This window comes from Butyricimonas sp. Marseille-P2440, assembly GCF_900091675.1.
Taxonomy (GTDB): Bacteria; Bacteroidota; Bacteroidia; order Bacteroidales; family Marinifilaceae; genus Butyricimonas; species Butyricimonas synergistica.
In genome coordinates, this window is record NZ_LT594609.1 from 772949 (window position 1) to 795743 (window position 22795).

The 22795-nt window shown below is 38.3% G+C and carries 20 protein-coding genes; 5 read left to right on the top strand and 15 right to left on the bottom strand.

The genetic code is table 11. The features are described from left to right. Positions 1-52: 52 nt before the first annotated feature. The 15 genes from BN8899_RS08960 to BN8899_RS09030 form a co-directional block, all read right to left on the bottom strand. Positions 53-610, bottom strand: a complete 558-nt coding sequence (locus tag BN8899_RS08960; RefSeq protein WP_065219152.1) for an RNA polymerase sigma factor — start codon at positions 608-610, stop codon at positions 53-55. A 259-nt stretch (positions 611-869) separates the two neighbouring features. Next, entirely contained in the window at positions 870-2669 is a 1800-nt protein-coding gene (gene uvrC / locus BN8899_RS08965) for an excinuclease ABC subunit UvrC (RefSeq protein ID WP_018337883.1), read from the bottom strand. A 12-nt stretch (positions 2670-2681) separates the two neighbouring features. Then, positions 2682-4295, bottom strand: a complete 1614-nt coding sequence (gene ade / locus BN8899_RS08970; protein ID WP_065219153.1) for an adenine deaminase — start codon at positions 4293-4295, stop codon at positions 2682-2684. Between the two features lie 119 nt (positions 4296-4414). Beyond that, positions 4415-6298, bottom strand: a complete 1884-nt coding sequence (gene mnmG / locus BN8899_RS08975) for a tRNA uridine-5-carboxymethylaminomethyl(34) synthesis enzyme MnmG (RefSeq protein WP_065219154.1) — start codon at positions 6296-6298, stop codon at positions 4415-4417. 1 nt (position 6299) lies between these two features. Beyond that, positions 6300-6728 (bottom strand): rRNA maturation RNase YbeY, encoded by a 429-nt coding sequence (gene ybeY, locus BN8899_RS08980; RefSeq protein ID WP_065219155.1) that lies wholly within the window; start codon positions 6726-6728, stop codon positions 6300-6302. A gap of 9 nt (positions 6729-6737) precedes the next feature. Beyond that, the gene (locus tag BN8899_RS08985) at positions 6738-7136 is read right to left on the bottom strand and encodes an ATP-binding protein (RefSeq protein WP_065219156.1); all 399 of its coding nucleotides are present in this window, start codon (positions 7134-7136) and stop codon (positions 6738-6740) included. Positions 7137-7301: 165 nt separating this feature from the next. Next, entirely contained in the window at positions 7302-8489 is a 1188-nt protein-coding gene (locus BN8899_RS08990) for a murein hydrolase activator EnvC family protein (protein WP_018337878.1), read from the bottom strand. 2 nt (positions 8490-8491) lie between these two features. Continuing rightward, on the bottom strand, positions 8492-9346 hold the full coding sequence (locus tag BN8899_RS08995) for a lipoprotein insertase outer membrane protein LolB1 (RefSeq protein ID WP_065219157.1): 855 nt from the start codon (positions 9344-9346) through the stop codon (positions 8492-8494). Further along, complete coding sequence (locus BN8899_RS09000) at positions 9336-11072, bottom strand: tetratricopeptide repeat protein (RefSeq protein ID WP_231932303.1); 1737 nt, start codon at positions 11070-11072, stop codon at positions 9336-9338. Before BN8899_RS09000 ends, BN8899_RS08995 begins: the two co-directional genes overlap by 11 nt. A 10-nt stretch (positions 11073-11082) precedes the next feature. Continuing rightward, positions 11083-11517: a dUTP diphosphatase gene (dut, locus tag BN8899_RS09005; protein WP_018337875.1), complete on the bottom strand. Its 435-nt coding sequence runs from the start codon at positions 11515-11517 to the stop codon at positions 11083-11085. A gap of 64 nt (positions 11518-11581) precedes the next feature. After that, complete coding sequence (locus tag BN8899_RS09010) at positions 11582-13063, bottom strand: lipopolysaccharide biosynthesis protein (RefSeq protein ID WP_065219159.1); 1482 nt, start codon at positions 13061-13063, stop codon at positions 11582-11584. Between the two features lie 539 nt (positions 13064-13602). Further along, positions 13603-14091 (bottom strand): D-glycero-beta-D-manno-heptose 1-phosphate adenylyltransferase, encoded by a 489-nt coding sequence (rfaE2, locus tag BN8899_RS09015; protein ID WP_018337873.1) that lies wholly within the window; start codon positions 14089-14091, stop codon positions 13603-13605. 6 nt (positions 14092-14097) lie between these two features. Continuing rightward, complete coding sequence (gene panD / locus BN8899_RS09020; protein ID WP_018337872.1) at positions 14098-14448, bottom strand: aspartate 1-decarboxylase; 351 nt, start codon at positions 14446-14448, stop codon at positions 14098-14100. Between the two features lie 24 nt (positions 14449-14472). Further along, positions 14473-15312: a pantoate--beta-alanine ligase gene (gene panC / locus BN8899_RS09025; protein WP_065219160.1), complete on the bottom strand. Its 840-nt coding sequence runs from the start codon at positions 15310-15312 to the stop codon at positions 14473-14475. 84 nt (positions 15313-15396) lie between these two features. After that, the gene (locus BN8899_RS09030) at positions 15397-15876 is read right to left on the bottom strand and encodes an arginine repressor (RefSeq protein ID WP_018337870.1); all 480 of its coding nucleotides are present in this window, start codon (positions 15874-15876) and stop codon (positions 15397-15399) included. 172 nt (positions 15877-16048) lie between these two features. Between BN8899_RS09030 and carA the strand changes: the two genes are divergently transcribed. From carA to BN8899_RS09055, 5 genes are all read left to right on the top strand, one after another. Then, on the top strand, positions 16049-17137 hold the full coding sequence (gene carA / locus BN8899_RS09035; protein WP_018337869.1) for a glutamine-hydrolyzing carbamoyl-phosphate synthase small subunit: 1089 nt from the start codon (positions 16049-16051) through the stop codon (positions 17135-17137). Between the two features lie 62 nt (positions 17138-17199). After that, entirely contained in the window at positions 17200-20409 is a 3210-nt protein-coding gene (gene carB / locus BN8899_RS09040) for a carbamoyl-phosphate synthase (glutamine-hydrolyzing) large subunit (protein ID WP_065219161.1), read from the top strand. 83 nt (positions 20410-20492) lie between these two features. Further along, positions 20493-20900, top strand: coding sequence for a hypothetical protein (locus BN8899_RS09045; RefSeq protein ID WP_148375345.1), 408 nt, complete (start codon positions 20493-20495; stop codon positions 20898-20900). After that, positions 20900-21145 carry a hypothetical protein gene (locus tag BN8899_RS09050; RefSeq protein ID WP_065219163.1) on the top strand — a complete coding sequence of 82 codons (246 nt, stop codon included), beginning with the start codon at positions 20900-20902 and terminating at the stop codon, positions 21143-21145. The genes BN8899_RS09045 and BN8899_RS09050 overlap by 1 nt, the downstream gene beginning before the upstream one ends. 249 nt (positions 21146-21394) lie before the next feature. Further along, positions 21395-22705 (top strand): ATP-binding protein, encoded by a 1311-nt coding sequence (locus tag BN8899_RS09055; RefSeq protein WP_065219446.1) that lies wholly within the window; start codon positions 21395-21397, stop codon positions 22703-22705. Positions 22706-22795: the final 90 nt, after the last annotated feature.

Here is a 22795-nt window from a genome sequence, read left to right on the forward strand (position 1 = left end):
ACTCATTTCTATTTCGGGGTACAACAAAATCACTCTTTTTTCCATAAAATCATTATTTGAATATCACATACAAAAACAACAGCAAAAAAAGCAGATGAGTCTTAATATATTTATACGCTCTTTTAATATGCGTATGCACGGTTCCTTCCGCTATATTTAAACGCTCCGCCACTTCTTTATACTTCAATCCCTCCATAACGCTTAATTCCAAAACCTGTCTCTGCATATCAGGCAATTCGGACAAAAGTTTTTTCACCTTTATTTCTCGTTCCGTCTCTTTCTCTTCATACGGGAAATAAACAAAAGCTTCAGATTCAACAAGATGCTTTTGATATTTATCAACAATGTTCAACTTCCGATGATGATCCACACACAAATTTCTTACTGACGTGAACAGATAACGTTCCAAAGGTATATCTCCAGGCATATTTTTCCCTTTATTCCATAATCCCATAAACACATCTTGGATTACATCATCTGCAAGTTCTTCATCCATCAAAAAATTTCGTGCAAGAATATACAGTCGTTTGTACATAGATTTGTACAAAACTTCAAAATGTACAGGATAATTCTCATTCAACCATTTTACTGTATATAATTCATCACTCATAGATTCAAATATTACACTCCTCTATGTAACAAGATATTAAATTTTAATAGAAAAATTTACGTATAATGTATTGGCAAATATAAAAATTATCTCCGAAAATTTTCAATAAAAAAAAGAAATGATAGATATACCCACGACTCCCCCTTAAGCTACCCTTTCCCTATCCCATGGACGTAGCATAAACGTAGTATTTTCGTAACATAAACGTAAACGAGGGTTCATGCTACCTTTTTGATTGGTCAATGATAGGTTAATAAGGTCAGGCAAGGGTATGGAAATGGTCGTGCACGATCTTCGCTTTGGCATTTCCAATGACTTTTGCCAATTCCTCACGAGAAGCGGATTGAATAGCATTTACCGTTTTAAAATTTTGTAATAAAGCTATTTCTGTCTTTTCTCCTATACCTTTTATTTCACTCAATACACTGACAGTTTGCTTTTTTTCCCTCAATTTACGGTGAAAAGTAATACCGAAACGATGGGCTTCATCCCGGATATGCATCAATGTTTTCAAGGCAACAGATGTCTTTGCCAATAAATAAGGATCTTTATCACCCGGGTAATAGATTTCCTCCATCTGTTTTGCCAACCCGATAATAGGCACCCGTTCCAATAAATCCAGTTTCTGCAAAGTAGCAACAGCAGAACTCAACTGTCCTTTACCTCCATCGACAACAATCAAATCGGGAAGCTCCAAACCTTCTTCCAGTACCCGATGGTATCTACGGTATAAAATCTCTTCCATAGAAGCAAAGTCATTCGCCCCGATGACAGTTTTCACGTGGAAACGTCGGTATTCCCGCTTTGCCGGTTTCCCATCGATAAAGACAACGCAGGAAGCTACTGGATTGGTCCCTTGTATATTAGAGTTATCGAAACATTCCATCCGATGCGGTAAACGGGGTAATTTTAATTCATTTTTTATCGTGTTCAGCAGGTCTAATTTGGTATCCTGTCGGCGCAATCCCCTTTGCCGTTCCCGATCCATTTTAAAGAATTTCACGTTTCGCTCTGACAAATCCAACAATTGCTTCTTCTCCCCCCGCTGCGGAATAGCATAATTCAATCCTTTCATCAAGACATCCGGATAAAAAGGTACTAAAATTTCCTTGGATTGGCTATTCACGAGTTGCCGGATTTCAAAAATACCGAAAGACAGTAAGGATTCTTTCGATTCATCGAGTTTCTTTTCCAATTCTATGGTATGCACTTGATTTACCGCACCGTGAACAATACGTAAATAATTCACGTAAGCATACTTTTCATCTTCCAGGTACGAGAATACATCAATATCATTCATAGTAGAACTAACAATAGTCGATTTTGTCTGATGTGACTTTAAGGCTTCTATAGCCTCTTTCATCTCTTGAGCTTTCTCGAATTGAAGCGAAATAGCGTATTCTTTCATTCTTTTAGACATGAAATCGATCACGGAAGAAATATTTCCCTTCAATATATTCCTAATCTGGACTATATTCTCCATGTATTCCTCTTCCGGCATGTATCCCACGCAAGGACCAAGACAATTTCCTATATGGTACTCAAGACATACTTTATATTTTTCACCATATATTGCTGATTTATTGAGATTTAAATTACAAGTACGTAATTTATACAAACTTTTTATCAAGGAAATCAGCGTGTTAGCGTATTTTGCAGAAGTATAAGGACCAAAATATTCCGAACCATTCCGAATAAACTTGCGAGTAATGAATACCCGAGGGAAAGCTTCTTTCGTGATACAAATCCACGGGTAAGTTTTGTCATCTTTCAACAGGATATTATACCGGGGCTTATACTTTTTAATCAAGTTATTTTCCAGTAGTAGAGCATCTTCCTCCGTGTTGACAACAATATACTTTAAATCACGTATCTTTTTGACTAAAACCATGGTCTTTGAAGACTGGTTTGTCTTCACGAAATAGGATGAAACTCTATTTTTCAGATTTTTAGCTTTACCTATATAAATAATAACTCCATTTGCATCAAAATATTGATACACTCCCGGAGAAGTAGGTAACTTACTCACCTTTTCTTTCAATCCCAATTCATCCGTCATAGATTCAAACTCCTATACAAATCCAAATTTTTCGACATCAAATATTCCTTTCTCGCCTATCTTCAGCGTGGGTATTACAACTAAAGCCATAAATGAAAGTGTCATAAACGGTGAATTTAAGGATGTTCCCATCTCCAAAAGCAATTTATTCAATTGCGTATAACGATTGGCAACTTCCTCTCCGGACAGATCACTCATAATTCCTCCTACCGGCAGAGGCAAGGTATATAGTTTATGACCATCATTGACTACTAAACCACCTTTGGATTTGATGACTTCATTAATGGCAACAATAATATCAGTATCCGTACAACCTACCGCAATAATATTATGGGAATCGTGGGAAATAGAAGAAGCAAACGCCCCCCGTTTTATTCCTATACCGGATATAAAACCAACTTGAGGCGGCGTATTAAAATAACGATTCACGTAAACTATTTTCAATATATCCGAAGAAATATCCGACTGGAAGTGTTCGCTTTTCTGATCAAAATGTAATACTTTTTTTTCAGTGACAATACTGTCCGGGATTATTTTTATACAAGAAATATCTCCTTGTACATCTGTACAAATATCCGTATCCTTTATTTCATCATGATGAAATAAATTCAGAACCTCTATTTGGGATGCGGGTAATTTATAATCTCTTCCTTTCCGATAAACTTCTTCCCCATTGATGTAAGTAGAATAAACATCGAATGATTCCAGGTCTTCCAAAACAATAAAATCGGCTTTGTCCCCGACATGAAGGGTTCCCACGTCCAAATGATAAAAATGTACCGGATTGATACAAGCCACCTGTAAAACATCAAAAATACCGAAACCATCTGCCACTGCTTTTCTCACGATATAATTGATATGTCCTTTTTCTAAAAGATCGTCAGCATGGGAATCATCCGTGCAAAACATCACGTTATCGGTACGGGTAGCAATTAATGATTTCAATGCCTCGTAATTCTTTGCCGCACTTCCTTCTCGAATCATGACTTGCATCCCTTTTGAAATCTTTTCTTCTGCTTCATCCAAAACGGAAGACTCATGATCTGTTTCTATCCCATGCGCGATATATGTACTTAATGCATCTCCCTTCATTCCGGGAGCATGCCCGTCTATTCTTAAAGAATACTTTTTAGCCATTTCCAATTTTGCCAGAACTTCCGAATCATTATTCAATACTCCCGGGATATTCATCATTTCGGCAAGCATGGTAAATCGACCGGTTTTTGCCAATGCTTCGGTATCCTCCACCGTTAAAATATTACCCGGTTTATCTAATGAAGTAGCCGGAACGCACGAAGGAATCCCCCAGAAAATATTTAACGGAGTTTCTTCCCCGTTCTTTATCATCATTTCAATTCCTTCCACACCTAAAACATTAGCTATCTCGTGTGGGTCAGCCACCACTCCCACTGTCCCATTTGGGATAACTAATTTGGAAAATTCAGAAGGCATCAACATGGAACTCTCTATATGAACATGGGCATCTATAAATCCCGGGGAAATATAATGATCATAGGAATTTGAATTACGTTCTATCGAAATAATCTTCCCTTCAGAAATAGTGATTGCACACGGATAAAATTCTCTATTATCAATGTCAACTAAATTTCCTTCTATTACTTTCATATAATAGTAATTTATGTGGTGTTTTTACTCTTTCTTTTATCCCTTTTCAAGGATTCGGTGTAACTATATTACAAGGTGCCCTTCGCACCATTTTGAAATGTTCCACGTGAAACATTCGATTATCTCCCCATTAAAATCAATAAAACATTAATATCTGAAGGGGACACTCCTGTAATACGAGAAGCCTGTCCAATAGTTTTCGGATTAATCTTTGATAATTTTTGACGCCCCTCGTATGACAGAGAATTTATCTCCATATAATTAAATTTATTCTCAATAACCAAGTTTTCCAGCCGATTCAATTTATCGGCTATCAATTTTTCACGTTCAATATATCCCGAATATTTTATTAAAACTTCAGCCGCCTCTACAATTTCTTCCCGAATCGAATTATCAAAAATAAATTCTTTCAGTGAGGGTATATACTCCACGATCTTAGGAATTGTAATTTGAGGACGTGAAATAATATCAATCAATTTCAATTTTTGACGGATCGGAGAAGAAGCAAAAAGTTCCAGAGTAGGATTTATTTCCTCTGGAGAAATACTAAAATTAGTCACGAAATCAATCAAGCGATCCCGTTTCAAAATCTTATCTTCAAAAATAGAATAACGATTCTCTTTCACCAAACCAATAGAATATCCCAAAGGAGTTAATCTTACATCTGCGTCATCTTGTCGCAATAAAATACGATACTCGGCACGTGAAGTAAACATCCGATAAGGTTCGTCCACTCCTTTCGTCACCAGATCGTCAATCAAAACTCCTATATAAGCTTGATCGCGATTCAGTATAAAATCCTTATTCTCGTGCAGAGAAAGATGCGCATTGATTCCAGCCATCAAACCTTGTGCAGCGGCTTCCTCGTACCCGGTAGTCCCGTTTATCTGACCCGCAAAATAAAGTCCTTTTATCAATTTAGTTTCAAGCGTCGGATGCAATTGTGTCGGTTGAAAAAAATCATACTCTATCGCGTAACCGGGGCGGAATATTTTCACATTCTCGAATCCTTCCACTTGTTGCAATGCACGCAACTGTATATCCCAAGGTAAAGACGAAGAAAAACCATTCAAGTAAAATTCCGTTGTCCTCTCCCCTTCCGGTTCCAAAAATAAATGATGACTGTCCCGGTCTGAAAAAGTATCCAGTTTAGTTTCTATACTCGGGCAATAACGGGGTCCTATACTTTTAATAGTCCCGTTGAACAGAGGACTGTCTTCAAAACCTTCCCGCAAAATATCATGAACGACTTTATTCGTGTAGGCAATATAGCAAGGTCTTTTCTGAAGTGAATTCGTATAAGCGAAATTCAGAAAAGAGAATTTATGGAAATCATTATCTCCATCTTGTCTGGTTAATTTGGAAAAATCTACGCTTCTACCGTCGATGCGTACCGGCGTACCCGTTTTCATACGTCCCACAGTAAAACCCCGCTCAAACAATTGCTCGGACAAACCATGAGAAGCAGGTTCGGAAATACGACCACCGGAAAAACTTACCCGCCCGATATGCATCAGCCCGTTCAAAAAAGTTCCGTTGGTAAGTACCACCCGGGGTGCCGAAAAAGAAACACCCAGACGAGTCTTTACCCCCACTACCCTATCTTTATCTAAAATCAGCTCGGTAACATCATCCTGCCAAAGATCAAGGCGGTCGGTATGTTCCACCGTGTCCCTCCACTCGGAAGAAAAGACCATACGGTCACATTGCGCACGGGGACTCCACATGGCAGGTCCCTTTGACAGATTCAGCATCCGAAATTGAATCGTACTCTTGTCTGTCACTATACCCGAATATCCTCCTAAAGCATCTATTTCTCTGACAATCTGTCCTTTAGCTATACCCCCCATTGCCGGATTACAAGACATTTGAGCTATCTTATTCATATCCAGAGTAATAAGCAAAGTCTTAGATCCAAGATTAGCTGCCGCACAAGCTGCCTCACAACCGGCATGACCAGCTCCCACTACAATAACATCATATTCCGGTAATAATTGTGACATATCAAAGTGTTTTAAGCAATTCTAAGCAATGATTTTCATTGGAACGCATTTCTTTCGCGTCTTCATCGGATTTATCTTTAAAACCAATTAAATGAAGTACGGAATGAACTATCACCCTATGCAATTCTTCTTCATAGGTAGTCCCGAATTCCAAAGCATTGGATTGAACCGTATCCAAACTAATGAATACATCACCGGAAAGTACCTTACCCTCCCTGTAATCGAAGGTAATTACGTCCGTGTAATAATCATGATTCAAATATTTCCGGTTCACATCCAGAATATATTCGTCATCACAAAAAATAAAAGAGATAGAACCCAACTTTAACGCGTAATCTTCAGCGACAAGCTGAAGCCATTGAGTCACTCTCTCTTTTGAAAAAAAATCAGGGAATTCACATCCCTCGTTGAAAAAAAAAATCTCACTCATTTAATCAATTCATAAATTGAAAACCATGGTCACCTTAGATCCTTCGTCTTCAAAAATCAAATCGTCAGAAAGCGTTTTCATCAAATAAAGCCCTCTCCCGGCATCTTTCTCGATATTATCCGGCAAGGTGGGATCGGGTATATATGAATAATTGAAACCTTCACCTTCGTCCTTCACCGTCACGAACAAACGCTTATCTTCCTCATAAACCGTGAATTTCACGTGTTTCGAAGGATCCAATTTATTACCGTAAAGAATAGCATTATTCACGGCTTCTATGACGCATAAACTAATCTTGCCGAACACATCCGGTTCAACATTATAAACGTCTGAAAAATAATCGATAAAATTCTCAACTTTAACGATATTGCCTATTTCCGAGGCAATTGAAAATTCTAGTTTGTCCATGCTTCCTAATATAATTATCTAACACGTTAGACAAGATCATACTTCAAATACTCCATTAATTTATAAACTAACATACGTAAATATACCCACAATGTCCCACAATTTACAGTCTAGCGAATGTAGGTAAAATATTTTTAAATATCAACCCGAGCAACATAAAATAATCTACCAAGGCGTCAACCATAATTGCGGGTCTAAATTATCCTTATCTTTCCATACCTGAAAATTTAGTGTACTACTTTCTCCACTACTCGCCAACTTACCAATTTTCTGTTTCACATTCACGGTGTCCCCCTTCTTTATGAAGATTTCCACCAGATTTGAATAGACCGTAAGATAATTTCCATGGCGCACAATAACAACATTATTATCTCCCGGGATAAACATTATTTCCGTTACCACACCTTTAAATACCGCTCTGACATCAGCATTCCGCGATGTAGTAATAGTAATACCTGCATTATTCAACTTCACCTGTTTGAACACCGGATGCACGTTAATCCCGAATTTCTCGGAAACGAACCCTTGTTCGACAGGCCAAGGCAACTTCCCTTTATTTTTAGCGAAATCATCGGAAATAAGTTTCTCTTCCGGTGTTAATTTATAGTTAGAATTTTTACTTCCTGACTTTTTCGCTTGAGCTGCAATAAGTTTCTCCAATTCTTTTTTAAAACGTTCCCGATTTTTTATTTCAGCGTTCAATTTTCGAACGAGTTCTTTTTCTTTCTTCTTGAGTTCAGCGACGTATTTATTTGCCTCGTTCTGCTCTTTAATCAACTCGTTATTCTGAGTCGATATTTTAGACTGCGCCAAATTCTTTTGCGCTATCAATTTTGCCAACTGGGTATTAATCTTCGTCAAAGAATCATTCGTTTGCTGTATCTGTTTTAACTGGCGCTTGGAATAATCCTGAACCTGCTCAAAATACTTGTATCGCGCATAAGCTTGAGAAAAACTGGAAGAAGAAAAGATATATACCAATTTATCCGAAATATTTCTTTTCTTCCAAGTCTCGTAAACCATTTTAGCGTAAAAATCAAGCATTTGCTTCCGGTTCGCCTCTAATCCCGACTTAACAGACTCATTATCATCTATATTCTTCTCAATATATTTTATCTCACTCGTGAGAGATTGAATCATTTCCTTTCCCTTCACGATCTTTTGATTGATGATCGTGATTTTTTGAACGGTAGCCGATTGATCATTACGTGCTGTATTCAACAGCTTGTTCAGATAAGCGATCTCCTTTTCCGTCTTCTCGTTCTTCTTTTTAATAGCCTCAATAGATTGCGAATAAGCAATCGTGAGAGTGCAAGAAAAAAATAGAACTAATATGACACGAAAAAGATTCATTACTAATACATTCTTTGATATTTACTCGATATTTTAAAATTAGGGGACACCTCTACATCAAATTCCAGACGACTGAAATCCAGTTGAACTTCCCATTCATCTTCATCAGTAAAGATATTAAAAACTATCTTCTCCGGGAACAATTTTCCCTCGAAATCTTTAATATTCTTGTATTTAACACTCATACCCACCTTTTCATCCATGTCTTCGATAGAAACCAATCGAGGTCTGAAACAATCCGGGTCAATATGTATCTTTTGTAAAATCACGGAAAACTCTTTATTTTTCCGCTTTTTCTTGTACAATTTTTTCAGTTTCCTACCTAAAGCCTTTTCTTCCAACGTGTACAAAAGATAGTCATTACCCGACTTATCGAATTTGAATCGTCTTCCTCTATCCACTTCTGAGGTACAGGATTCAAAATCAAAAAAACGATTCGTCAGCATCCGCTGGAAGCAATCATAGGTAAAACCAACATCAAAACGATCGATAAAGTAATTGTAATCCGAAATAAAATATTTCTTATCTCTCGGGCTGATAAATTTCACGCTATCAGGTGTCAACAAAATACGTGCTACTTCTATTCCCATGGGAGCAGTAACCGATACCCAAATGAAGCTATCTCTTTGAATTCTCATAATCGCTTTCAGACTATGAGATTTTTTCTTCTCCTTTAAGGTCAAATCTATTTTCTTCGCATATATCGTGTTATAATCCAATTCGTTAAAGTAAACATTCCTCAGCAATCTTGCTTCAGTTATATTCGGCAATTCTCTTTTAACTTCAACTACTTTTTTAACGGACTTACACGACACCAATAAGACCAAAACCAAAATAAAAATAAAACTATTCCTCATGCTCTACCGATAAACCGTTCTCTATTTTATTTTTTAAATCATCACTAATATCATCACCCAATTCCAATGCTTTCTTCCACATTTTCAATGCTTCTTCCTTATCTCCGTTCATATAAAGAATATCACCGTAATGCTCGTACAACACGCCACTCGGTTCAGTTGTATTCTCCATGGCAGAACGCATATAAAAACGTGCCAAAGAATAATTCTTCAACTTGAAAAGTACCCAGGCATAAGTATCCAGAAAAGTAGCATTATTCGGATCGGCACTCAATGCCGCAGAAATCATTTTTTCCGCGTAATCCAAACGCTCATTCCGTAAAGAAAGATAATAACTATAATTATTCAAAGTCATTATATCATTCGGATTGATAGCTATCGCACTATCAAACATGGAAAACGCTATATCTACACTGTCTTGCTTGTAATAACATTCACCCAAATAAGCATACAATTGCGATTTTATAAAAGAATTCTCCGGTGCCAATTCAAGCCCTTTCACCAAATAACCTTTTGCACCCGCATAATTTTCCTCGACCAACATAGGTAAACTTATCATCATGTAAGGCAGAGCCTCGTTCGGGAAATAATTCAAACATTCCAATCCTTCCCTTCGCATAGCAGCCGTATCCCCCAACTGATTGGATAATAACATCAATTCTTCCCAAACCAAATAATTATTCTTTTCCCTGGAAACAATAAACTCCAATTCCTTTTTGCACTCTTCTAATTTATTCTCCCGTTTCAGAAAATCGGCATTCAAAGTTCTTACACCGAGGTCATTCGGGTATTTTTCCAGCAACAATTGAACGTAAGGATAAATTTGTTCGGGTGACATCTTTGAATTATCTTGATTCACGAGTAATTTCAATAAATATTGAACTTTCAACCCGTTATCAATATTATCATTCAAAAAAGCTGAACGAATATATTTTCTAGTATTTATCGTGTCATTTTTAACTCGATAATAATCTGCCAAATAAAGTCTTACAAAACCATTATCGGGATCGTCTTTCACTATTTTATCCAGAAGTTGCAATCCTTTTTTCTCCTGGCTGTGGGATAAATACAATTCAGCCAATAATCCTAAATAATCCGTGTTCTCCGGATACTTCTTGATTAATTTCATTACCTCGGAAGAAGCCTTCTTGACATCCCCTATCTTCGAATACAATTTAGCTTTCTCTATTACAGCCGGTTCATTGATCCCGAATTGCTTCTCGTATTTATTCAATACCTCTATTGCTTTATCCCACTTCTCTACCGAAGTATAAAGATCAACTTCTATAATATAAAAATCTTCCCGTTCCGGGTGCATATCAATCAGGTTGTCATATATTTTGCAAGCTTCCTCTATCATCGATTTTTTTTGCAAAATATTAGCCAACAATAAATTATACCAAATATTATCGGGTTCCAACTGAACGGCTTCCCGCATTAATTGAAGGGGAACATTTAATTCCTCACCTAAAGAAAGTATACTTGATACTTCATACCGTACTGCGGCACTTCGGTTATAAATTTTCATGCACTGATCGAAACAGGCAATAGCCGATTTCAAATCGCCCAGTATTTTATAACGTACACCTTCCATGAAAGCATAATCGAACTGTACTTTAGCTTCACCTTCTAAAGTAGGTTCAACCCCTTTCTTTTTATCTGCAAATACTTGAACCGTGCAAAAAAGAAACAGAATAACAAATAACGATTTAATTAATCTGGTCATCCTAAATTGTTTATTGTTTACCTGTATGACCGAAGCCTCCCCCTCCTCTTTCCGTTTCATTTAAAGTTTCCACCTCTATCAATTCAGCTTGCTCTACTTTATTGATTACCATTTGGCAAATACGCTCGCCATCATTGATTTGAGTAACTTCATGCGACAAATTGACAAGAATAACACCAATCTCTCCCCTGTAATCGGCATCGATCGTTCCCGGTGTATTCAACAAAGTAATTCCTTCATTTAAAGCCAACCCGCTTCTCGGACGCATTTGTGCCTCGTAACCGTCAGGCAGTTCTATAAATAATCCCGTTGGAACAAGTCTTCTTTCCAATGGCTTCAACATAATCGGGGCATCGATATTTGCCCGAATATCCATACCTGCCGATGAACTTGTCTTATATTCCGGAAGTGCATGCTTCGATTTGTTTACAATCTTTATTTTCATTTCTATCTAATACTTTGGTAGTTAGTCATCCAAATGGATGATTTCATAAATCGTGCTAAGATAGCTATTTTTTATGAATTAACCTGTATATAAAGTCTTTTGTCAGTAAAAAACTCATCTCTCTTCTCACGAATATGTACACAAAGAGTACAAATAACGGTAAACGAGCCAAACAAGTTATCCAATTCCCCTCAAATTTTATCATACGCCCTACAAAATAGAAAACAAGGCAAATAGCAAAGTAAAAAATGATTTTTGGAATATCGTAATTGATCTTATAGAAATGCCTTCCCAGAATGAAAGAAAGCACTGTCATAACAAGGAAACAAGTAAACACGGAATAAGCAGAAGCCATAAATCCTATACGAGGCAGAAAGATCACGTTTCCCGCCACGGTAATCACGCATCCTATTATCGCCATGTAAGCACCATATATAGTCTTGTCTGTCAACTTATACCATAAAGAAAGCGAGTAATATATGCCTTGAAACAAATTTGCCATCAATACCCACGGCAATATAACCAATCCGTCGAAAAACTTTTCGTCCAGAAAATATTTCAAAACATCCAGGAAATACATGACTCCCAAGAAAATCATTAACCCAAATCCGGTAAAATAAAGCAATACATCCTCATATATCTTTTTGGAATCATTACTTTTGGCATAATTGAAAAAGAAAGGCTCGAAAGCAAAGCGGAACCCTTGCGTGAAAATATACATGATTAAGGCTAACTTATAGCTAGCTCCATATATCCCCGTAACCGCCAAAGCTTCATCCCCGCTTCCCAATATTTTAGGCATTAAAATTTTATCACCCTGTAAATTAATCATTCCAGCTACACTTACAATCAATATCGGGTAAGAATACTTCAAAATATCCTTCAACAAAGAGAAAGAAAACACGAATTTAAACCGGAATATATAAGGTAATAACATTAAAAACGTGACAATGGAAGCCACCAGATAAGAAACGAATATATAAACGACTCCCCCGTCTGCCTGATAAAAAGGAACCGTGATTCCTTTCTTTTCCAAAAATGGGCAAAGCAAGTAAAAGAACAGGTTCAATCCCACGTTAATCAATATATTCACTAATTTAATGATACCGAAACGAATAGCTTTTCCTTCCATTCGCAACAACGCAAAAGGTAATGTACTGATTACATCTATTGCAATTGTTACAACTAAAAGGATAAAGTAAAGTGGATGATTTCCTACTTCCAAAAAATCAACGATTTGAGGAAGAAAAGCGAAACAAAGTACCAAAAATATAATTGAAGTGGAAGCCAAAGAGGTCAACAAAGTAGAAAATACTTTATTCTTATTATCCTTGGTAGCAAAACGAAAGAACCCAGTTTCCGTACCATAAGTTAACAATACAACCAATAATGCAACATATCCCATTAAATTCGTGAAGATACCATTATCTACGGTTGAAAGTACCCGAGTATACAGTGGTACTAGCAACCAATTGATAAATCGCCCAAGTATCGTCGTAAAACCATAAATCACGGTTTCCCCAATTAATTTTTTCAAAGGATTCATATTTTCTTTATTTTTGCTTCAAGTTCATTGACATGGCAAAAATAGCAAGTTCTCAACAACTACATCATATATATATTATCTTTTATTTTTTTAAAAAGAAATATGAATATTATTATAAGCTGTGAGTTCTCGGGATAAAAATAATGGATTTTCCTTGTTTCTATTGTTATTAAACATTGGTGTTGTAGTTACTCACAATTTATATTTGAGTTATCTATTGATAATCAAAATGATTTTTGAGTTATCCACAATTGTTAGTAACAATAAGACGGAGAAAGTAATTTGTGAAAAGACCCGATTTTGGTGTTAGTATTTTGTAGAAACGAATTGGAATAATTTGAAAAACTATTCTTGGATTTCTGGTTTCAATTGTTACTTGATTCTCTTTTTTAAAAATGCAAATGAAGTTATTCTTTTTAGTTCTTTTTTTATGCACAGTTACTAACGAGGATACTAACAAATAATTGAAAATGGAGAGATAAAAAAAAGCCACTTATCCAATGGATAAATGGCTCGTTTATATTGAAAATTTTAGCGAATTACTTCATTTTCTCGATCACCGAAGTGGTAGAATAGCCTTCAATGAAATCTAGGGTAACAACTTCACCTCCTTTAGCTTTCACGATATCGTACCCGACAATGTCTTCTGGTTTGTAATCTCCTCCTTTTACCAGTACGTCCGGTTGTACCATGTTTATCAGGTCGTAGGGTGTATCTGTATCGAAAAGGATAACTTTATCGACGAAAACCAATGAAGCCAATAATAAAGCCCGGGCTTTCTCGTCATTCACGGGACGGGATTCGCCTTTTAATCTTTTGACCGAATTGTCGGTATTTAAACCGATAATTAGTTTAGTCCCGAGGGAAGCAGCTTTTACCAGGTATTCGATGTGTCCTTTATGTAGAATGTCAAAACAACCGTTCGTGAAGACGATTTTGTCGTTTTTAAATCTCCACATACTGATGGTTCTAGAAGCTTCTTCCGGAGTGTAAGCTATTTTTTTCTCTATATTAGGTAAAAAATCCATGGCAAATTAAATTAGTTTGTTTGTAGCCGTATCGGGAAACACTAGTACGGGTTTGTGTGATTTTGCTTCTTCGAAATCCATAGAAGCGTAAGAAATGATAATAACCACATCCCCCACGGCGCATTTGCGAGCTGCCGGACCGTTTAAGCATATAATACCCGAGTTTCTTTCACCTTTGATGATATAGGTTTCGAATCTCTCACCATTGTTGATATTCACGATTTGAACTTTTTCGTTTTCAATCATGTTGGCTGCCTCGAGAAGTGCTTCGTCAATGGTGATACTACCCACGTACTGAAGGTTGGCTTCAGTAACGGTAACTTTATGAAGTTTAGATTTTACTACTTCTATAAACATCTTTGTGCTTGTTTGATATACGTTTTAAAATACAATATTATCAATTAGTCGGATTTTCCCGGCATATACCGCTATACAACCGATTTTCACGTTGTTCTCTTTCCAATCCCGGATCGGTTTCAATTCAGTATCGTCTACAATCTCGAAATATTCGACTTCAAGATAAGGATTTTTATTGATTTCTTCTGTTACCCATTTTTTTATTTCTTCCACATTCATTTTGGAAGTCAACGTTGTGGCTTCTTGAAGAACTTTATGGATATGCGGGGCATTTTTTCGGTATTCCGGTTCCAGTAATGTATTTCTAGAACTCATGGCAAGACCGTCTGCTTCCCGGATGATAGGGCACGGAACGATTTCCAGGTTATAGTGCAATTGTTTCACCATATTTTTGATCACGGCAATTTGCTGGAAATCTTTCATTCCGAAATAAGCTCGGTGTGGCTGAACGATGTCAAACAGTTTGCTCACGATTTGTCCCACGCCATTGAAATGCCCCGGACGCCTTGCGCCTTCCATAACGCTTTCCACATATCCGAAATTGAATACCCGGGTGTCTTCCTCGGGATACATTTCTTCGACGCTGGGTGTGAATACATAATCACATCCGTTTTTTTCCAGTAGGGCGACATCCTTATCCAGCGTACGCGGATAACGTTTAAGATCTTCTTTATCGTTGAATTGCGTGGGATTGACAAACACGCTGACGACAACCACGTCATTTTCTTTTTTACATGCTTTTACCAGAGAGATATGTCCCTCGTGAAGTGCACCCATTGTAGGTACGAGACCTACCGTCTTCCCTTCTTGTTTCAGCTTCTCTATCGTGGTGGTTAATTCCGCTTTCTTTGTAATAATATTCATGATTATAATCTTGAAAATACGGGGTGCAAGTTTACAAACTATTTTCGAGATAATACCATATTGAAAGTTGAAAATTCAAAATGATTACTTAAATAACGAGTGAATATTAGGGTGTATAGAGGAAAGGGCGTCCAATAGTTCCTTGTGGGTTACCCCTTCACGCATGACGATCAGTACAGTATCGTCTCCCCCGATAGTTCCCAATACTTCAAAATAATTTTCGTTGTCAATCAATACCGTCACCGCTTTTGCATACCCGGGGACTGTTTTCATAACAGCTATATTGCCGGAAAAGTCAATGCTTGAAATAGAGTCCGTGACGATAGCAGAGGTTTTTTCATCTGCCTGTTCGTTTTGTATGCTATCCGGGATAATATATATGTAACCCTTATCCTTGTGAGGTATTTTTGCCACTCTCATGAATTTGAGATCACGCGATAAGGTGCTCTGTGTTGCCTCTACGCCCAATTCTTTCAATCTGAATAATAGTTCTTCCTGAGAACATATCTGTTCGTTCTCTATGAGCTTTCTGATAGATAACAAGCGTTTGGTTTTATTTCTCATAAATGTTTTGTATTACGCACTACAAAACTAATCAAAAATGTTTGATTTTCAATGGACGTATATATTTATTGCATAATTATTTATTTAATGACATAAATATTCTTTGTGGTGTCGATTTTTAGTGCTATTTTTGCGCAGTATTTACATATAATCTTTAGCTGATAGAATAAATATGCAGAAATTAAAAAAAGCTCGTCTGATACTGGAAGACGGGACAGTTTACGAGGGAACTTCCTTTGGTTACGAGAAATCGGTGTCCGGGGAAGTTGTTTTTTATACGGCAATGACGGGTTATCCCGAAAGTTTGACAGATCCTTCTTACAAGGGACAGATACTGGTTCCTACTTATCCGATGATCGGCAATTACGGGGTTCCGGTCGACGATGAGCGGGACGGGATCTCCAAGTTCTTCGAGTCAGACAAGATTCATTGCAAGGCATTGGTGATTTCGGATTATTCCTCTCGGTACAGTCATTGGAATTCACAAAAAAGCCTCGGAGATTGGTTGAAAGAACAACGGATTCCGGGGCTTTTTGGTATAGATACCCGGGCATTGACTCAAAAATTAAGGGATAACGGCGCAATGGCAGGAAAAATACTGTTCGATGGCGAAGATGTGCCTTTTTATGACCCGAATAAAGATAATATTGTAGCGGAAGTTTCCACGAAAAAGATTATGGAGTACGGGAACGGTAAATACAAAGTGATGTTGGTGGATTGCGGGGTGAAAAATAATATTCTGCGATGTTTGCTAAAGCGTGACGTGACCGTGAAACGTGTGCCCTGGGATTATGATTTCACGAAAGAGAAATATGACGGGCTTTTTCTTTCCAACGGACCCGGCGATCCGGCAATGTGCAAGGAAACGATAGAGCATATACGGAAGGCTCTGAAAGGAGATACTCCGATCATGGGAATTTGTCTCGGAAATCAATTAATGGCGAGAGCTGCGGGTGCGTCTACTTATAAATTGAAATACGGGCACCGGAGCCATAATCAACCGGTGATGAAACCGGGAGGTACCCGCTGTTATATTACTTCGCAAAATCATGGATTCGCGATTGACGAGAAAACGCTTCCGGCAGATTGGGAACCGCTTTTCGTGAACGTGAATGACGGTACGAACGAGGGGATTCGGCATAAGAAAAAGCCGTTCTTCTCCGCACAATTCCATCCGGAAGCGTCCAGTGGTCCGGTGGACACGGAGTTTTTATTTGACGATTTCATAACTGCGATGAAATCATCGAATAAAAATAATTGAAAATGCAGAAATTACTAATTCAGTGATTTTTGAATTAATAAATTGTAAATCATAAATCTAAAATGAAAATAAGTAAAGTTTTGCTTCTGGGATCGGGAGCGTTGAAGATAGGGGAAGCCGGAGAGTTTGATTATTCCGGTTCACAGGCATTAAAAGCCCTTCGGGAGGAGGGTATTTATAGCGTGTTGATTAACCCGAATATTGCTACAGTACAGACTTCCGAGGGTGTGGCGGATAAAATCTATTATTTGCCGGTCACTCCCGAGTTTGTAGAAGAGGTGATTAAAAAAGAACGTCCGGATGGAATATTGCTTTCTTTCGGGGGACAGACGGCGTTGAATTGTGGTGTGGAATTGTATAAATCCGGGGTACTGGAAAAATATAATGTGCAGGTATTGGGAACGCCCGTACAAGCTATTATAGACACGGAAGACAGGGAAATATTCGCGGGAAAATTAGCGGAGATTGATGTAAGAACACCCAGGAGTATTGCCGCGAATAATATGGAGGAAGCGTTTGCGGCGGTGGATAAATTGGGATTTCCCGTGATTATTCGGGCTGCCTATACTTTGGGTGGTTTGGGTTCCGGTTTCTGTTCCGATAAAGAGGAATTGGAAAGGTTAACTTCCAGTGCGTTTTCCTATTCCCCACAGGTTCTCGTGGAGGAATCACTGAAAGGATGGAAAGAGGTGGAGTATGAGGTAGTTCGCGATAAATATGACAATTGTATTACTGTTTGTAATATGGAGAATTTCGACCCGCTGGGGATTCACACGGGTGAAAGCATCGTGGTGGCTCCTTCGCAAACATTAAGTAATAGTGAATACCACAAATTGAGGGCTATAGCGATCAAAATAATTCGGCATATAGGGATTGTGGGAGAATGTAACGTGCAATACGCCCTAGACCCAAATTCCGAGGATTACCGGGTGATAGAGGTGAATGCTCGTCTGTCGCGTTCCAGTGCTTTGGCATCGAAAGCTACGGGATACCCGTTGGCATTCGTGGCGGCAAAACTAGGAATGGGTTACGGGTTACACGAGATTAAAAATTCGGTGACCAAAGTAACCACGGCTTGTTTTGAACCGGCGTTGGATTACGTGGTATGCAAGATTCCCCGCTGGGATTTAAATAAGTTCGAGGGGGTTTCCAAAGTGATCGGTTCCTCGATGAAGAGCGTCGGGGAAATTATGGCTATCGGCAGGACTTTCGAGGAAGCTATTCAAAAAGGAATCCGTATGATCGGGCAGGGAATGCACGGTTTCGTGGGTAATGTGCTTAAAACAAAAGATATAGACGAGGAGTTGGTGAACCCGACAGATGCCAGAATATTCGCCATAGCGGGAGCTTTTGACAAAGGGTATAGCGTGCAAAAGATTCACGATTTGACGAAAATCGATCACTGGTTCTTGCAACGCCTGGAGAATATCCACCTGCTGAAAGAAGAATTGTCAAAATTGAATAGTGAAATTGAGATTGGTGCGGATTTGTTGCGCGTGGCAAAACAATACGGATTCTCTGATTTTCAGATTGCACGGTTGACGATTAAAAACACTCCTCTTTCTCATCATGAGAAGATGTTGAAGATAAGGGAATACCGAAAAAAATTGGGTATTCTTCCCTCGGTGAAACAGATCGATACGCTGGCGGGAGAGTACCCTGCCTTGACCAATTATCTGTATATCACGTATAACGGTTCTGAAAATGATGTGCAATACGAGCATGACGGTCGCTCAGTGATCGTGCTTGGCTCGGGAGCGTATCGTATAGGCAGTAGCGTGGAGTTTGACTGGTGTGGGGTAAGTGCTTTGAACACGATACGGAAAATGGGGTACCGCTCGGTGATGATTAATTATAATCCCGAAACGGTGAGCACGGATTATGATACCTGCGATCGCTTGTATTTCGATGAACTCTCTTTCGAGCGGGTGATGGACATCGTGGAACTGGAAGAACCGAAGGGAGTGATTGTTTCCACGGGAGGGCAAATCCCGAACAACTTGGCAATGCGGTTGCACGGGCAGCACGTGAGTATATTGGGAACTTCTCCCGAATCGATCGACCGGGCGGAAGACCGTCAGAAGTTTTCTTCCATGTGTGACGAGTTGGGTATCGACCAGCCCCGATGGAGCGAATTGACGAGTATAGAGGATATATACGCTTTCGTGGATAAAGTGGGCTTCCCGGTATTAATTCGTCCTTCTTATGTGCTCTCGGGTGCTGCTATGAACGTGGTATCGAATAAAGACGAGTTGCTGCATTTTCTGGAACTGGCAGCCGAGGTGTCGAAAGATCATCCCGTGGTGGTGTCTGAGTTTATCGAACAGGCGAAAGAGGTTGAAATCGATGCCGTGGCACAGGAGGGAGAGGTGAAAGCTTATGCGATCAGCGAGCACGTGGAGTTTGCCGGGGTGCATTCCGGGGATGCAACAATCGTGTTCCCCGCGCAGAAATTATACATAGAAACGATTCGTCGCATCAAGAAGATAGCCCGGTTGATAGCGAAAGAACTGAATATCTCCGGTCCTTTCAATATGCAATTCTTGGCAAAAGACAATGATATAAAGGTGATCGAGTGTAATCTCCGGGCTTCGAGAAGTTTCCCCTTCGTGTCGAAAGTGTTGAAATATAACTTTATCGATATGGCAACCCGGATCATGTTGGGCGAAAAAGTGGAGGCATTAAACAAATCCGTGTTCGACCTCGATTACGTGGGCGTGAAGGCTTCGCAGTTCTCGTTTGCCCGTCTGCTGAAAGCCGATCCCGTGCTGGGTGTGGATATGGCTTCTACCGGGGAAGTGGGTTGCATCGGGGAAAATTATTACGAGGCGATATTGAAGAGTATGCTTTCCGTGGGGCACCGGATTCCGAAAAAGAATATTCTGATTTCATCGGGTCCCATGCGTTCCAAAGTGGAATTATTGAATTCCACCCGGATGTTAATCGAAAAGGGCTTCACGATATATTCCACGGAAGGAACGGCAAAATTCTTCAAGGAGAACAACATCGATGTGAATATCCTATATTGGCCCGATGAAGACAAGGAACCCAATATCATGGAGTATTTGCATGACCGGAAAATAGATTTGGTGATTAATATCCCCAAGAATCACACGAAACGGGAATTGGATAATGGGTATAAAATCCGTCGTGCCGCAGTGGACTACAATATCCCGCTAATCACGAATGCCCGTCTGGCAAGTGCATTCATTTATGCGATCTGTAAAGTAGACTCAACCGAGATCGCTATCAAGAGCTGGGATGAGTATTAGAAAACTAAGAGTGACTTGAACTGTTATTTTTATTTAATGAATTTCTATATTTGTAGAATGGTAATGATTTTAATAATATAAATTTGGATGATGGATATGTAAAACGGCGGATAAAGATTCCTGATGATTACACTTTTATGTTTCCATACACTGTTTCTATTTTAGCCATGCCATTATCTTTTTTTTCACCTGCTATTTTGGTAAAAAAAGGAGAGTCGATAAGAAAGTATCAGTGGCGCTATAATTTAATCTCATCTATTTTCGGTTGGTGGGGAATTATCCTTGGTCCTTGGGCGACAGTTAAAAGTATTCGGAGTACTTGTAAAGGGGGAGTGGATGTGACTGACGATGTCATGTTAAATTTGGATCAGGAAGGGTTTGACAATCGACAGTTCGAATGGAAGCAGACAAACCAGCTATTTTGTAAGGTCGGTAAATGGGATAAGAAAGATCTCCTGTTTACGAACAGGATTCAAATATTCGCTAAATAGTGATCGGTTATTATATAGGAGAAGGTAGTGATGAAAATATCTATTATATAGGTTTGAAATGCGTGTGGAATTTCAAGAAATATAATGATATTTTTGGTGCTGCAATTTATACTCGCTTTAGGGAAAATACGATATTTTTTCTTTTAGATTTAGATGAGGATAATTTTTTGGTAGATTATTTACTTCAACAAGGTGATGTTATTGTGGATAAAACAATTTGTGAACAAGATAATAAACAGTCGTGAAGGGGTAGCTAAAGATAAGAGGTTTTTCCTTGAAAAATATGTGATAAATGGAAAGTGAAAGTCAGATAAGTTGCCGGTTCAAAATAGCAATTTTTTGGAAAAACGCTGTTTTGAACCGGCAATTTGTTTATGTGACAATGGCTTGCTTGATTTTTATTAAAATAAAATGATGGAATAAAACGACTTATTCAAATTATACTTATTTTTGTAATGGTCATTATTATAATATCCATTACAAAAATAAATGCTATGAAATTCTATGGTAGAAAGACAGAGTTAGAGATACTTGAACGGACATTTGAACAATCTAACCAGACGGCTTGTTTTACGGTTATGATAGGACGTCGCCGCGTTGGAAAGACTTCATTGCTTTTAGAAGCGATGAAAGGGCGTCGCTTTTTATATCTGTTTGTTTCTCGTAAAAGTGAACCTCTGTTGTGCAGCCAATTTCAAGAAGAAGTTGAAAGATCGTTAGGTTTGCAGATTTTTGGTTCAATTACAGATTTTCGAACTCTCTTTGAGCAATTGATGATTTATGCGACCCGGGAGCATTATACGTTGATTATAGATGAATTTCAAGAATTTGATAATGTAAATCACTCGATATTCAGTGATATTCAAGATCTTTGGGATAGATATAAGGAACAAGCAAAGATTAATTTTATTGTTTGTGGTTCTATTTATTCTATGATGAAAAAAATATTCGAGAACAATAAAGAACCTCTGTTTGGACGCTTGACATCAAAGATCGTACTTTCTCCTTTTCCGACCGGGACGTTGAAAGAAATTCTAACGGATTATAACCCGGATTATACTTCGGAAGATTTGTTGGGACTTTACCTAATCACAGGGGGAGTGGCTAAATATGTAACTTTACTTATGGAAGCCGGGGCTGTGACTCGAGATAAAATGTTGGATGTTGTAATTTCCCCTGATTCGCCTTTTTTGGATGAAGGACATGATTTACTTGTAGCAGAATTTGGTAAGGAATACGGAGTTTATTTCTCTATTCTTCAGTTGATAGCTTCCGGTAAGACGACTCAAAGCGAGATAGACTCTATTATTGAAAAGAGTACGGGAGCCTATCTGGTCAATCTTGAAAAAGAATATTCATTGATCAAGAAGAAAAGACCGATGTTCTCGAAGCCCGAAAGTCGAAAGGTTCGATGGGTTTTGAATGATAATTATATGTTATTTTGGTTCCGCTTTATCTATCCGAACCAATCTATGTTGGAATTGAAGAAATTCCAATTGCTGAAGGAATATATCTTAGACAATTATGAACAATTCAGTGGTTTGATCTTAGAACGTTATTTTCAGGAGAAAATGTCAGAAACAGAAGATATTACAGATATTGGGAATTATTGGGACAAAAAGGGAGAAAATGAGATAGATATAATTGCTTTGAATCATTTACGGAAGACTGCTATCGTCGCTGAAGTGAAACGTAATCCGCAAAAGATAGATCTGAATGCCTTGTCCCGAAAAGCGGAGGTACTTACTAAATATTGGGGAAAGTACAAGGTTGGATTGTGCGGATTTTCTTTAGAGGATATGTAGTGTATTTATAAAAATCATGTCTGATAGAGTGACCTGTAATGAATAATCTTTATTTTTGTGGAGCCTATTCTTTTAAAAGGGGTATTATAA

What these genes read in the sequence shown, in the direction of transcription:
- BN8899_RS08960 (WP_065219152.1), bottom strand. Translation starts at nt 610, where the DNA reads ATGAGTGATGAATTATATACAGTAAAATGGTTGAATGAGAATTATCCT.
- uvrC (WP_018337883.1), bottom strand. Translation starts at nt 2,669, where the DNA reads ATGACGGATGAATTGGGATTGAAAGAAAAGGTGAGTAAGTTACCTACT.
- ade (WP_065219153.1), bottom strand. Translation starts at nt 4,295, where the DNA reads ATGAAAGTAATAGAAGGAAATTTAGTTGACATTGATAATAGAGAATTT.
- mnmG (WP_065219154.1), bottom strand. Translation starts at nt 6,298, where the DNA reads ATGTCACAATTATTACCGGAATATGATGTTATTGTAGTGGGAGCTGGT.
- ybeY (WP_065219155.1), bottom strand. Translation starts at nt 6,728, where the DNA reads ATGAGTGAGATTTTTTTTTTCAACGAGGGATGTGAATTCCCTGATTTT.
- BN8899_RS08985 (WP_065219156.1), bottom strand. Translation starts at nt 7,136, where the DNA reads ATGGACAAACTAGAATTTTCAATTGCCTCGGAAATAGGCAATATCGTT.
- BN8899_RS08990 (WP_018337878.1), bottom strand. Translation starts at nt 8,489, where the DNA reads ATGAATCTTTTTCGTGTCATATTAGTTCTATTTTTTTCTTGCACTCTC.
- BN8899_RS08995 (WP_065219157.1), bottom strand. Translation starts at nt 9,346, where the DNA reads ATGAGGAATAGTTTTATTTTTATTTTGGTTTTGGTCTTATTGGTGTCG.
- BN8899_RS09000 (WP_231932303.1), bottom strand. Translation starts at nt 11,072, where the DNA reads ATGACCAGATTAATTAAATCGTTATTTGTTATTCTGTTTCTTTTTTGC.
- dut (WP_018337875.1), bottom strand. Translation starts at nt 11,517, where the DNA reads ATGAAAATAAAGATTGTAAACAAATCGAAGCATGCACTTCCGGAATAT.
- BN8899_RS09010 (WP_065219159.1), bottom strand. Translation starts at nt 13,063, where the DNA reads ATGAATCCTTTGAAAAAATTAATTGGGGAAACCGTGATTTATGGTTTT.
- rfaE2 (WP_018337873.1), bottom strand. Translation starts at nt 14,091, where the DNA reads ATGGATTTTTTACCTAATATAGAGAAAAAAATAGCTTACACTCCGGAA.
- panD (WP_018337872.1), bottom strand. Translation starts at nt 14,448, where the DNA reads ATGTTTATAGAAGTAGTAAAATCTAAACTTCATAAAGTTACCGTTACT.
- panC (WP_065219160.1), bottom strand. Translation starts at nt 15,312, where the DNA reads ATGAATATTATTACAAAGAAAGCGGAATTAACCACCACGATAGAGAAG.
- BN8899_RS09030 (WP_018337870.1), bottom strand. Translation starts at nt 15,876, where the DNA reads ATGAGAAATAAAACCAAACGCTTGTTATCTATCAGAAAGCTCATAGAG.
- carA (WP_018337869.1), top strand. Translation starts at nt 16,049, where the DNA reads ATGCAGAAATTAAAAAAAGCTCGTCTGATACTGGAAGACGGGACAGTT.
- carB (WP_065219161.1), top strand. Translation starts at nt 17,200, where the DNA reads ATGAAAATAAGTAAAGTTTTGCTTCTGGGATCGGGAGCGTTGAAGATA.
- BN8899_RS09055 (WP_065219446.1), top strand. Translation starts at nt 21,395, where the DNA reads ATGAAATTCTATGGTAGAAAGACAGAGTTAGAGATACTTGAACGGACA.